Annotated in this window: 11 protein-coding genes and 1 other RNA gene; 4 read left to right on the top strand and 8 right to left on the bottom strand. The window is 36.1% G+C overall.

The window, feature by feature from the left end; all coding sequences use genetic code 11:
* Positions 1-21: 21 nt before the first annotated feature.
* Entirely contained in the window at positions 22-2,328 is a 2,307-nt protein-coding gene (locus tag ACOCEA_RS00510; protein ID WP_420754236.1) for an FdhF/YdeP family oxidoreductase, read from the bottom strand.
* Positions 2,329-3,147: 819 nt separating this feature from the next.
* Between ACOCEA_RS00510 and ACOCEA_RS00505 the strand changes: the two genes are divergently transcribed.
* A complete protein-coding gene (locus ACOCEA_RS00505; RefSeq protein WP_420754235.1) occupies positions 3,148-4,233 on the top strand; it encodes a phosphoglyceromutase in 1,086 nt (361 codons plus the stop codon).
* 140 nt (positions 4,234-4,373) lie between these two features.
* Here ACOCEA_RS00505 and ACOCEA_RS00500 read toward each other — a convergent pair whose 3' ends face one another.
* From ACOCEA_RS00500 to ssrA, 3 genes are all read right to left on the bottom strand, one after another.
* Complete coding sequence (locus ACOCEA_RS00500; protein ID WP_420754234.1) at positions 4,374-4,604, bottom strand: hypothetical protein; 231 nt, start codon at positions 4,602-4,604, stop codon at positions 4,374-4,376.
* 318 nt (positions 4,605-4,922) lie between these two features.
* A complete protein-coding gene (locus ACOCEA_RS00495; protein WP_420754233.1) occupies positions 4,923-5,207 on the bottom strand; it encodes a DUF2188 domain-containing protein in 285 nt (94 codons plus the stop codon).
* A gap of 563 nt (positions 5,208-5,770) precedes the next feature.
* Positions 5,771-6,170: a transfer-messenger RNA gene (gene ssrA, locus ACOCEA_RS00490) on the bottom strand.
* Positions 6,171-6,481: 311 nt separating this feature from the next.
* Between ssrA and ACOCEA_RS00485 the strand changes: the two genes are divergently transcribed.
* Complete coding sequence (locus tag ACOCEA_RS00485; RefSeq protein ID WP_420754232.1) at positions 6,482-7,687, top strand: NAD(P)-dependent oxidoreductase; 1,206 nt, start codon at positions 6,482-6,484, stop codon at positions 7,685-7,687.
* A gap of 84 nt (positions 7,688-7,771) precedes the next feature.
* Positions 7,772-8,035, top strand: a complete 264-nt coding sequence (locus ACOCEA_RS00480; RefSeq protein ID WP_420754231.1) for a hypothetical protein — start codon at positions 7,772-7,774, stop codon at positions 8,033-8,035.
* Here ACOCEA_RS00480 and ACOCEA_RS00475 read toward each other — a convergent pair whose 3' ends face one another.
* The 4 genes from ACOCEA_RS00475 to kdsA form a co-directional block, all read right to left on the bottom strand.
* Entirely contained in the window at positions 8,036-9,154 is a 1,119-nt protein-coding gene (locus ACOCEA_RS00475) for an Sb-PDE family phosphodiesterase (RefSeq protein ID WP_420754230.1), read from the bottom strand.
* 89 nt (positions 9,155-9,243) lie between these two features.
* Entirely contained in the window at positions 9,244-9,894 is a 651-nt protein-coding gene (locus ACOCEA_RS00470; protein WP_420754229.1) for a DUF1361 domain-containing protein, read from the bottom strand.
* Between the two features lie 108 nt (positions 9,895-10,002).
* Positions 10,003-11,976 (bottom strand): DUF3857 domain-containing protein, encoded by a 1,974-nt coding sequence (locus ACOCEA_RS00465; protein ID WP_420754228.1) that lies wholly within the window; start codon positions 11,974-11,976, stop codon positions 10,003-10,005.
* A 46-nt stretch (positions 11,977-12,022) separates the two neighbouring features.
* Positions 12,023-12,841, bottom strand: coding sequence for a 3-deoxy-8-phosphooctulonate synthase (kdsA, locus tag ACOCEA_RS00460; protein WP_420754227.1), 819 nt, complete (start codon positions 12,839-12,841; stop codon positions 12,023-12,025).
* 76 nt (positions 12,842-12,917) lie between these two features.
* Between kdsA and ACOCEA_RS00455 the strand changes: the two genes are divergently transcribed.
* On the top strand, positions 12,918-13,499 hold the full coding sequence (locus ACOCEA_RS00455) for a hypothetical protein (RefSeq protein WP_420754226.1): 582 nt from the start codon (positions 12,918-12,920) through the stop codon (positions 13,497-13,499).
* Positions 13,500-13,599 lie beyond the last annotated feature (100 nt).

Raw genomic sequence — 13,599 nt, 5'->3', positions numbered from 1 at the left:
TTACCATTCACCTTTGAAAAATCATAATTCTATTTGGTGCTTTTCTATATGCACTTTTACAGATTTACTGATTGGTGTGTGACTATGGTCTGCATAATGGTTATATGGTACCACCATATTGGTTTCTGGAAAATACGCAGCCAGATTTCCTTTGGGTATATTGTAGGGAATCAATATAAATTGGTTTGCTCTTCTTTCTATGCCGTCATAAGTACTGACAATATCAATAACTTCCATTTTTTTAAACCCTTGTTTTTTCATGTCTGATGGGTTAATGAATACAACCCGCCTCTCATTGGTTATACCCCTATACCTATCACTAAGCCCATAAATGGTTGTGTTAAATTGATCATGCGATCGTATGGTCATCAATAGAAATTCATTTTCTTTAAGTTGATGTTGAGGTAATTCGCAAATGCTAAATTGAGCTTTTCCGTTAGGTAGTTTGCTAAAATCCAATTCCCTAGCGTTGTTTGGTAGATAGTACCCTGATGCTTTGGACTGTTCTTGTACATTTTGAAACCCTATGATAGTCTGGGAAATTTTCTCTCTAATTAGATTATAGTCATTTCCAAGTTCGTTCCAATTTATGGGGCAATGACCTTCAAAATAGGCGTTGGCAATTCCGGCTATAATTTCAGGTTCGCCTTTGAGATGTTGTGATTTTGGTTCTAGTACACCTTTAGTTCGGTGTACTTTTCCCATACTATTTTCTACCGTGAGAAAACGATATTTCCCGTTTTTCATATCTTTTTCAGAACGACCAAGTGTGGGTAAAATTAACGCTGTTTTGCCTGTCACCAAGTGACTACGGTTAAGCTTGGTACTTATTTGAACGGTTAATGAGCATTTTTGTAATGCTTCTGCAGCATAATTGGTATCCGCAACGGCAGATAGAAAATTTCCTCCCAGTGCCATGAATATTTTAGCCTTTCCATTGTGCATGGCTTCCAGGGCATGTACGGTATCTAGACCTTGTTTATTTGGTGGTGAAAAGCCAAAAACATTTTCTATTGATTTGTTTAGTTCTTTGGAAACATGATGCATAATGCCCATGGTGCGATCACCCTGTACATTGCTATGTCCACGTACAGGACATGTTCCGGCACCTGGTTTTCCTAGGCTCCCTTTTAATAAAAGTAGATTTACACATTCCTTAATATTGGCAACGCCGTTTTTATGTTGCGTTAGCCCCATGGCCCAACAAATTATTATTTTGTTTTTTTTGGCAAGAAGGGATACCGTTTTTAAAATTTCTTCCTCGGGAACGCCACAAAAAGCTAGTAATTCTTCTTCTGAATAGGTGTCTAGATTTTTAAGTAGTTGTTCGTAACCATGTGTATACTTTGAAATAAACTCATGGTCAAATACGACGTGACTTTCAGCATCTAATTTGGCTAGTTTTTTTAGGATCAACTTTAATAAAGCAACATCTTGATTTATGTTAACTTGTAAATGGATATCTGTTAAAGAAGTGCCTTTAAGCAATCCCATTGGAGATTGTGGGTCTTTAAAACGCATAAGACCCGCTTCACTTAGTGGATTTATACTAATAATCTTACCGCCATTGTTCTTGCATTTTTCTAGTGCGGATAGCATTCGAGGATGGTTAGTTCCTGGATTTTGCCCAATGACCATAACTACTTCTGCCCAATCAAAATCCTCTAATTTTACAGAGCCTTTTCCAATGCCTAGGGTTTCAGATAGGGCTACACCACTACTTTCATGACACATATTTGAACAGTCTGGCATATTATTAGTGCCAAAGGCCCTAACAAATATGCCATATAAAAATGCAGCTTCATTACTGGATCTTCCAGAAGTATAGAAGATACTTTCATCTGGGGAATCTAATTTTTTTAGCTCTGAAGCGATTACGCCATAAGCATCATTCCATGAAATTGGCTCGTAATGATTGCTATTTTTACGTAATATAAAAGGTTCCGTGATGCGTCCACTTTTTCCAATTTTATAGTCGGACCATGCAGAAATTTCCTCAACGCTATATTCTTTAAAAAAATGAGCGTTCACTTTTTCATAGGTGGCTTCCTCTGCTAATGCTTTGGCGCCATTTTCGCAATATTCCCCAAGTTTAGAGGGTTTTTCCGGGTCTGGCCAGGCACACCCAGGGCAATCGAACCCATCTGGTTGATTCATATGGGAAAGGGTAGTAATGGCCTCTAAAGCACCCATCTCCTTAAAAGTATGTTGTACTGCAACTTTTATCGCAGGTAAACCTGCAGCAAATTGTTTAGGCTCCGTAAGTTGTATGCCGGTAAAATCTATAGTGCCTGTTAGGGAGATAATTCTTTTATGGAAAAGGGCCATTGGTACGCTTAGGGATTTATTTTACCCTAAGTTATTATAAATGGATGGAATAGGATAATAGGATTGTAATTAAAGGTAGTTAGTGACAACAAACTATAAATTGGTGCTCGTATGTAAGATTTTAAAATAGAAAAGTAAAATTGGTGATGAACGATAGTTATGTATGAAATATCAACCTAATCGCAACAAGTACTTTCTGTAAGTAGTTCAATGTTAGCTTTTAGAAATTCTTGGCTAACAGCATTTAAATCCTCCACGCTTGCATAGTCCGAAACTAGGTCATAACCTTTATTGCATGAAGAAGAACAAATTAAGATCAATATTGTGAAGAGGATAAAGAATGGTGCTTTTTTAAAAGATGGCTTCATCAAGTGTTTTTGGTTAAAAACGGTTCTTAATTTTTTGAAAGCCCTAAAATATTCAGGAAAATGAATTCCGCGATGAAATGCGTAGTTTTTTCGATGAAATGCATTGTTAAAGTTATTAAAGATAATTGTTGATAACTTTTTTATGGGGTTGTTGGGTTTTCGGAATAGTTGAATGTTTACAATAAACAGTATTTTATGGAATTCCCGTATTAACCAATACCTTCACTTTTGGCAACCATTAAATAACACTTGAAAATCACAACTAGTAAATTAGTGTTGGACATAATTTTACTATGTGTAAATATATTTTAAATGTCCTTCAACTGGTACCTGCACTAACCATTAAGAGAAAAGATTTGGAAAAGGCAATACAAATTTTAAATAGTGCCCCTACCAAAATTGGCAAACAATAAAAAGAATATAAATTTATAAACTAAGAACAAAAATTATAATGAAAACAAAAAAATATTTAGTACTGATTATTGCCCTTGTAGGTGTAATCGCTGTTCATGCGCAAAAAGATACCACAAAAGTGATTTTAATTACTTTGGATGGTTTGCGTTGGCAAGAATTGTTCACTGGGGCAGACCCTTTATTGGTAACCAATAAAGAATATGTGCATGATACTACGGGTTTAAAAAATAGGTTTTGGAGGGAAACCGCTGAAGAACGTAGGGCTGTTTTGTTCCCTTTTATTTGGAACGAAATTAAAAATATTGGTCAAATACACGGTAACAGATTTAAAGAAAGCAAAGTAGACTTAACCAACCAAATGTGGTTTTCATACCCTGGTTACAATGAAATACTTACTGGAAGTGCAGATGATGATCGCATTCACAGCAACGATAAAATACCAAACCCCAACAAGACGATACTTGAAATTGTGAACCAAGATAACAGATACAACGGTAAAGTGGCCGCTTTTGGTAGTTGGGATGTCTTTCCATTTATTATAAATGAAGCGCGTTCTGGTGTTCCGGTAAATGCAGGTTTTGAGTTGGCAAGTGGTGACAACCTTACGGATAGGGAGAAATTTTTGAATGAATTGCAACCTGTAGTTCCTAGTCCATGGGGTAGTGTGCGTTTAGACGCTTTTACTCACCATTATGCCCTTGAGGAACTTAAAAAAAACCATCCAAGTCTTCTTTATGTATCCTATGGTGAGACGGATGATTTTGCACATGACGGTGCGTATGACTCTTATTTGAAATCTGCTAACATAACAGATAGATTGATAAATGAACTATGGGATTTTACTCAAAACGACACCTTCTATAAAGACCAAACCTTGTTTATTATAACTACAGACCATGGCCGGGGAACTGAGCCTTTAAAAACTTGGAAAGGTCACGGTAAAGATGTAAACGGCGCAGGTAGTGTTTGGTGTATAGCTTTTGGTAAAGGCGTTGCGCCTAAAGGAGAATTACAGCAAGAAGAACAGTTGTATAGCAGTCAAATAGCACCAACCATACTGGAGGCATTGAATATCACTTTTCCTAAGCATTTAAGCAAGGGAAATGCGTTGAACTTAAGATAAGGCTAATCTTAATTTAAAGCTTAAGTAAAAAATAAATATGATTTTTGTAATTAGTTTAGAGTAAGTTTGAGTGAGTTGGTAACCGGCATGTGAGTATAGCGTGTCGGTTATTTTTTAAGTACGTTTTAATTTTAAATGGGTTATAGCTGCACTTTAATTTGCATGATTTTTAAATGCTGTACCCTTAAAAGATTCTGGAAGATGTTAACAATATTCTCTTGGTAATCTTCAGGAATTCTGCCACCAATTAGCCAATTGTTTTTGATATAGCGCTTATTGTCTATACCAAATTCAGCCATGAGAATGTGTAGTGCTTCCTCGCGGGTTTCATCGTTCATTTTACTGAACATGGATTTAATATTGGTGGTCATTTGGTCTAGATGGTACTATCTCAAAAATAAAATAAATATCGATTTGTTTTACAATTTTTAATAACTGGTGATAAATTATTTTTTAAAAGACCAATCTTACTAGCTGGTTTGGTAAATGACTATTTTAATAGTTTATATTCAATATCATTAGAGTTGCCTGCCAACCGATGTGTGCTTGAAATGCCTAGGGCAAAATCTATAGGTCACTATTATGCTATAATGTTTTCGGCATTTTTTTAATCTTCAGCTACGCTTAGGATTAACTTCGGTGGGGCGAAAAACTATCCAATTACGTATGTTTTGATATCCTTGAACTCCTTAATCATCATAACTTATGCGATCTCGAATACCGCCATTTTCGCGGTGAATTATGACATCGGCCTTGTATTTTCTAGCTAAAGTTTTGGCCTTGCGTATGGCGATACTCTGTTTTTGATGTTTGCTGGTTATACGCTTGTTACCTTCACGGCGCACCGCCCAACCTTCTTCATAAGGCACTACATGTTGGTGCCAAGTACGGCCTCGTTTGTTGCCTTGAGAGCTATCAAAAAAGACTTCTACAAGTTCTATAATGATTCGTAACCAGGATTTGGCTTTTGACATTTACTATTTTTTACTTGATTCGAAGATAACATAATTCTTGTTTTTAAAATTTCATCAATCACAAAAGCACACCAATTAGTGTGTTATCTTGAGTGTTGTGAATCCAGAGGTTTGGCTAGTGCCTTGCCCTCGTAACCAATGCAGCAAATACAGCTGCCAATTTTTTCAAAATTTATATCAAGAAAAAACAAAACCCATTCAAGTGAACTTGATGGGTTTTGTTGCTCTTGCCAAATGGTAGTTGTGAGTGATTGTGGAGTCGGATAATTACCTTTGGTTTTCCCTAGTGGCTGTCGTACTGTAAATGCAACAGGTTGTTCTTTAGGTCCAGCCGCTTTTAAACATTAAAGCCCGATCAAGTAAACTTGTCGGACTTCTTGTGTTTTAAATCGCAAACCAGTTGCGCTTAATCGTGGAGCCGGAGGATTACCTTCGGTTTCCCTCCTAACCGTAGTTGAAAATCAAAATTTTGTTCCTACGGATTGCAAATGCTTATTTCCCAAAACAAAAAAGTGAGCCTTTTTATTTGCTCGCTTTCGCATTTGATTTTGAAATTTTGATTTTAGTGGAGCCGGAGGGATTCGAACCCTCGTCCAAACAAGCAACGTCAGTGCTTTCTACATGCTTAGGATCTGTTTGGTTTTCGATGTGTACCTGACCAGAAACCGCCTAATACACACTTATCTTCTTTAGGTTTTAGAGGTGTCGCCAAAGCGAGCGGACACCCTTGTGTTGACTTTTCTGGTGCTCCTAAATGAATCGCCGTCAACAAGGGCTATTCAGGAACATCTCGCTTCCCTACCTTGTAGGGACGAGGCTAATCCTACTATAATTCGGATTAAGCGGCAAGAGCGTAATTATTTTCGCCAATTAAAAGTGTGAAGTATGATATTAACGAGCTGTACCCCAGCGCTCGGCATGCTTACATTGCCATTGGTCTCGCTGTCAAAACCAGTCGGCCCCATAATGAAATAGTAAATCCTAGATTTACGTAATTGAATTATGACCTGTGTACTTCGTCTATGCTCAACATAAACTACGTTGAAGGTCCGAATTCATCCCACTTTATTTTCAAAGAACATTTTCCTAATTTTAAAAGGGCGTTCCCTTTTTCAAAAGGTCGGGCTACCGGTAGTACACGCCTGCTCGTACCTAATGGTCCGTCCGGGCGGGGTACCTTCCTTTATCCCTAACGCGGGCCGCAAAGCTAACAAAAGTTTGTGAACCGCTATAATTCCCTTTACATTTATGCAATATTTATACCAAAGATCTTTATGAAGTTCGGAATCATCAGAGAACGTAAAAATCCACCAGACCTAAGGGTGGTACTGTCTCCAGAGGCCTGCCAAAAAGTCTTGAAGACTTATCCAGATGCCAAAATTGTAGTAGAACCTTCACCAATTCGAGCGTATCCAGATGAAGAATATAGCAAAGCGGGAATAGTGGTTAAGGCTGATATGGAAACATGTGATGTACTTCTCGGGGTCAAGGAAGTACCAATTATATACCTCATTCCTAATAAAAAATACTTTTTCTTTTCACACACCATTAAAAAGCAACCCTATAATCGCGATTTGCTTAGGGCCATTTTGGACAAAAACATAGAGTTATATGATCACGAAGTTATTACCAATACAAAAGAACAACGCTTGGTTGCCTTTGGTCGTTACGCGGGCATTGTTGGTGCTTATAATGGTTTTAGGGCATACGGACTAAAATTTGATTTGTTCCAATTACCAAAGGCCAATGACCTACCTAACCAAAAGGCACTTATCACCCAATTAAAAAAAATTAAACTTCCTAAGATTAAGGTACTCCTTACTGGAAGGGGTAGGGTAGGTAACGGTGCTAGGGAAATGTTGGATGGCATGGGGATGCGAAGGGTGAACGTTGCGGAGTATTTGGAAGAAAAGTTTAATGAGCCTGTATATTGCCAGATAGATGCTGGAGAGTACAATAAACGAAAAGATGGAGTTCGAGGTAACAAGGCCGATTTTTTCGCACACCCAGAGGAATATAAATCCAATTTTTTTAGATTCGCCAAAGTATCGGACTTTTATATTGCAGGTCATTTTTATGGTCAAGGTGCACCATATTTATTTACTCGGGAAGATGCTAAACATCCTGAATTTAATATTAAAGTGGTGGCAGATGTCAGTTGTGATATAGATGGTCCTGTAGCTTGTACCATACGACCTTCAACCATTGCAGATCCAATTTACGGTTATGACCCAATTACCGAAAAAGAAGTCAATTTTAAAGATGAAAATGCTATAGCCGTAATGGCTGTGGATAACCTACCCTGTGAGCTTCCGCGTGATGCTAGTGAAGGGTTTGGCGAGGCATTTGTAAAAAATGTGATTCCGGCATTTTTCAATAATGACAAGGACGGGGTGCTAGAACGGGCAAGGATGACCAAAAACGGTATACTCACTGAAAGATATTCATATTTGCAGGATTATGTTGATGGCAGGGAATAGGTATATTTTAAACGAAAACAAACAGGAAATAAAGCTTAATTTTACGTTTAGAGTTATTTTGAATTGTTTTTAATTTTTTAACCTTTGACTTTTAACTGGATTATTACCCCCGATACCAATGAAGAACAAAAGGAGCGCTATTTACATCTTGAATATCAATTGAGACACAAGATTACTAAATACCTATTGGAGCGTTTGGAGAATGAATGTGAAGGGGATTTTTCTTCTTTTTATTTTGATGTGGATATGCTTACCAAAAAAAAATCCATTTCAGAACAAACGCCACTGAAATATCGTAAAATACTGTTGCCAGATTTTGATCAAGAAATCAGTAAAAAGTGTTGTTGATCAATCCTTTGTCGTTTCAACAGTCCAAGTAATAACCGGCTGCACTTTTGGTGCAATAAAACAGCCTAAAGCTTTCAATTTTAATTCTATGGAAGACTTATGGTCCAAGGTTTTTAATAACAATGTTTTTGTTTGCCCAGCAGCGATGGTAAATACAGGGGAGCTATCATAAAAACTATAATCCATCTCATTTTGAAACAATAGGTCGCTACTGGATACATTTTTAAGAATGAGCTCCAAAACTTCAGATTTTGGTCTATAAATGGCTTTAGTTACTTTAACGCTGTTTTGTATTAGCGGTATTAAATATTCAGACTTACCAACCAATAGATTATTATACACAGCTACCGTTCTACCTGTAAATAAAGCTTCATGTAAACTTTCAAGGGTTTTTTCCTTGGCAAAGACCAAAGTAATAGGTCGGTGATTACCTTTTTCCGTATAGTCCCAATCTATTAATCCATGGATGTCACTTGTGCCCATTATAGTAAGATTTTCTTCTAGGGCCAAGGCCAAAGCTTCTTCAGAATAATCTGTTGTGTTTATTACTTCAATGCCGTGAAGTTCATTATGTTTTATTCTTTCTTTTTGGAATTCACTTAAAATTGGGGTGCCTTTTGGGCTTTGCGCATACCAAGCAGGATGGTTCCAAAATACAAAGGCATTTTGTTTTTTAGCTTCGGCAAAAGCTGTTTCTGCCTTATCTTGTAAAAGGGGATTTGCATTTTTAATAAAAACGGCATTGTTATGTCCCATTGGTGCCGAACGTGTAATTTCAGAACCATGCACAAGCAATAGATTATGTTCTTTGGCTTCTTCAAAAGCCAATTGATAAGACCTATTTCTAACAGGATGTGGAATATCTGTCGAATGGGGTTGATATTCCAAGTGCTCTGTTAAAGAAATGGCATCCAAATTTTCTCGTAAAGCTTCCATTACCCTGATATTTGGCCAAACATTCCCATCAGAGAAAACCGTATGTATATGTAAATCGGTTTTTAAGGTTTTATATCCTTCAATATCTGGGTACTTCATTGGTTTTGCGCCCCCATGTGAATGGTCTTGGGCGAAAAGGTTAATCTGTAATGTCAATGCAATAAAAAGTAGGGTTCTGGTCATTTTAGGACTTTTAAATAAAAATAACAAAAATGAACGCTAACTAATTATAAAAGAACATTAAGGAATTATGAATTTTATGTAGAAGTGGTCTAAAGGTTTCTAATACCCCTAAGAAATGGTTTAAGTACCCAGAAAGAAATCCAGATAAAGCTACCAAAACCAAACATCCAAAGCCTTGCTTCTGGTAGTAAAAGAGATTTAAAAATGCATTCTAGTAAAAATTGTGGTCTAAAAAATATATCCCATGAATTAAATCGCAGAAACCTTCCCAAAAATATGCCATAACCACTCAATAGCGATACCCCTAAAAGTATACCATTTGCAAGTATAGGATGATTGCGTTTTTGTAGATATGAGAAAACATCCATCATAGATAAAGTTCCCAATAATACACCATTCAAGGCAAAGACAAAAAGCATCAACAAATCTACCCATAAAGTTGGTTTTGAGGTGTCTAGATGCATTAAGTCGGTAATGATATATGGGCTATTGGGTAAAAATAAAATCCAGAAGAGTAAAGTAGCGAATCGTATATATTTTGATTTTTCTTGCCAGTTGTGAGTAGTTATTTGTTTAGAGATAAGGAGTGGAATTGTTGCCAAAAAGAGATTCCATAGCAAGAAAGTGAAATCTGAAGATTTCGTAATAAAAATACGGTATATCAAGATAACAATGCCTAACATGGATAATTGCAACAGTCTATTGTAGAACAGATTGGCTTTTAAAAAATGAAGTTGCATGGGTAACTATGGATTTGGCCCTATTCTACAAACGAATTATTGTTTATGATGTTGTAATACAAGTGTATTTTTGATGGTGCTCGTTAAATTTTTATGACCTAAAAAAGATTATTTCTTTTCAAAAACCAATAACGAATTATCCTGAACGGTCATCATTGCATCAAACAAAGACTTTAATTCTGTATATAGCTCAACGCTATAAAAGGTCTTTGCGAGATCAAACTCAAAGATGATTGACACTTGATTGTTGGATTCTTGACAAATAAATTTTAAGGTTGATAAATTATCGCCTAAAGTGTGAATTTTACTTTCAGGGAGTTCTTTTACTTTATACGCTTCAGGTAGTTTAATATAAATACGATACTTGTAATTTCTAGTATACCCAAAATCCACTGGATATGAGCGCTTTTCCATTATAAATGGATTTGCATCAAAAAATTGAAATAAAAATGGATTAAAGTACACAACATCGTTAGTGAACATGTCCTGTATTTCAAATTTTAATCTTTGTGATACTCTAGTATCATTAGATTTATCTTCATTTAACTCATATTCGGTTATTTCAATTATATCATTAGCATCATCTTCCAAACTATCTAGGAATTCCTGATCGTTGCTTTGGTCCAACATTTTTCGCATTGAAACGGCTTCATAACCATAACTATTTAAATCCAATACTCCTTTTGCTTTTATATCTTTTGTGTTGAAATCTATAAAACCATTAATTTGGATCATATTATCAGAATGCGCTTTTATATCATACCAATAACTTTCGTTTTTAAAATCCATTACCCTTCCGTAATAATTTAATGCCCTGTATGGCAGATATCCAAAAGGCAAATATTTGTCTGTGGCGTCCAATAAGTATTCTTTGCCATCAATAGTGGTTTTGGCAATCATATAATTAAAATCGGACATTACAGGGTGTACCTTTTTTGGAAGTCCTTCAGTACGTGTAGATAGCAATACTAGCTGTGTTGGTATTTCTGCAGCATTTAAAAGGTTGATTAGGGACATGTTTATTTCTCCAACGTTTCCTTTTTTTTCTTCATATGCTTCCTTTACCCTTACCTTGCCATAAATGCCATATTCCTCATTCCAAGTATATCGCTGTTGAATAAATTTAAAAATGTTTTTTGCCTTTGTTAAATCATCCCCATTACTCAAAAGTTCACTGGGAACATTTTTTTCAAAAAAATCCTTTTTGGTTAGTTGTCGTCCTATATCCTTATCGCTTCTAAATTCTTTATCAACATCATCCCAAGTTTTGGTATATCTTTCTAATCTACCATCAAACCTGCGTAATTCAGAGAGTTCAAAATCTAATTTAGACTTGTAATTGGACTCAGATAGCATGAAGTCTTCATCACCCGTAAATGCGGGAATATCACTCATGGCATATTTAAGAATCTCACAGTCGGCAGAATTAGGAAAACCAGGAACGTGGAAACAGTTTTTTTGTACTCTTGATTCATTGATATCAAGAGGTAGATTACCTATGAGTGCTCTGTTGTAAATGTAATTTCCAGGTATTTTAGCGTTAAATTCACTGTAAATTTTGGGTATGTCAGATTGGAATTCCCATCCATTAAAACCATATATAAAAGGAGAGTGTAACGTATACTTATATTCCAATATACTACCTACTTTAACTTTTGGAAAAGTAAAGGTTAGTACATTTCTGTTTTGGTTTAATTCTTTGGTATATATCTCATCTGGCAGCACAAAGGATTTTGTGCCATTATTATGGGTTACGGCTTCAATATTAATTATTTTTTCAGATGAATTGTCACTTTTATAAAAAGGAATGCTAATGGTTGCCTGATCAAACCCTTGTTCATTTAAGATTTTAACCTTTACATGATATTCTTTTACTAAACGAATGTAATTATTTACAACCTTGAAGTAATTGTTTCCAATTTCATAAAGAAATATGGCATTTGCCGATGGATCTTTTTCATAAATCACCAGCTCTTTTTCCTTATTGGTCACTTGGCCAAAAGGAATCTCACTTTGGGAGCATAATGAAAATGATAGAAAAAATAAGGCAACTATTGGGATACTCAGAATTTTGGAATTCATATGATTGGTTAGGATTCCTTTTTAGAACTCAAATTCATGAGATATATTATAATTGGTTAATAGTAGTTCTAATGGCCACCAAGTCTTTTAGTAATTTTTCAAGCAAACTTAAGTCCAGCATATTGGCCCCATCACTCTTGGCATTGGCGCAATCATAATGGGTCTCAATAAAAAGTCCGTCAACGCCTGCAGCAATTCCTGCTCGGGCCATAGTCCCAATTAAGGCTGGTCTACCTCCCGTAACACCTGACGACTGATTGGGCTGTTGAAGGGAATGTGTTACATCCAAAACAACTGGGGCATATTGTTTCATCGTGGGGACACCCCTAAAATCTACAATCATATCTTGGTAGCCGAACATAGTTCCACGATCTGTAATGATGGCCTGTTCGTTTCCAGTTTCAGTGACTTTATTTACGGCATGCTTCATGCTCTCCGGACTCATAAACTGACCTTTTTTAATGTTTACCGTCTTACCGGTTTCAGCTGCAGCAACAATCAAATCTGTCTGTCTGGCCAAAAATGCAGGGATTTGCAAAACGTCCACATATTCCGCGGCCATAGCTGCATCTTGCTCTGTATGGATATCTGTGACCGTGGGTATATTAAAAGTCTCAGATACCTTTTTCAATATTTTTAATGCCTTTTCATCTCCAATACCAGTAAAAGAATCAATACGACTTCTATTGGCCTTTTTAAAACTACCTTTAAAAACATAAGGTATTTCCAACGCATCGGTAATTTTCACAATATGTTCTGCAATACGCAGGGCCATATCTTCACCTTCAATTGCACAAGGGCCTGAAAGTAAAAAAAAGTTGTTGCTGTCGGTATGTTTTATCTGGGGTATTTTGGTAAGGTCCATTTCTTAAATTTTATATAAAGATAGTACTATTACATGATTTTGTTTTTAGATTTAAATCGAACATCCAACCTAAAACATGAAAAAAATAACTTGCTTCTTCTTTTTTATTGCCGGGTTTCTGGTGCAAGGTCAAGTTAGCGGAATTAATGAACAAGGCTCAGGAATTATCAATTTAGAAAGACATCAAATCGCCTTCAATTTGTTTGCGCCAGGGATATCCTATGAACTAGGGCTCTTTAGAAACCAAAGTGTTTCTAGCAGTTTGGGTCTTGGAATGGCCACTTTTGAGCCTGGGTATGTTATAGGTTTGGCTATGAACAACCGCTATCGGTACTATCATAATTTTAAAAGAAGGATTGATTCTGGGAAAAATGTCTCTGGAAATTCTGGTAATTATATAGCTGCAGCACAAGCTATATTATTTTCTCAATTAAGGCTTACAACAAACGTTCTTGGCCCTGATGATTTTAATCTTGGTTTTTATGGGATGGCGTATGGGATTCAGCGAACATATTCAAAAGGCTTTAATTTTACCGCTGAGATAGCTGCAGGGTATTATAAAGGTGATGGCATACCTTCCGGATTGGGTCCCATGTTATCATTAAATTTTGGCTGGGTTGCTACCAAACAAAAATCTAGAAAGCCAGTTTTTGATTGATGATGTTGGCTTGATAACTAATTTAATGGAATAAGTACAAATCTAACTTAACTGTAAAAGCTTAACACTTTTAATCGCTTTACTTTTAGGTGAATTCTAT

Origin of the sequence: Maribacter luteocoastalis, from assembly GCF_048890225.1 — a bacterium.
GTDB lineage: Bacteria > Bacteroidota > Bacteroidia > Flavobacteriales > Flavobacteriaceae > Maribacter > Maribacter luteocoastalis.
The sequence above is the reverse complement of the archived record's forward strand: the minus strand, read 5'-3'. Positions and strand labels throughout refer to the sequence as shown.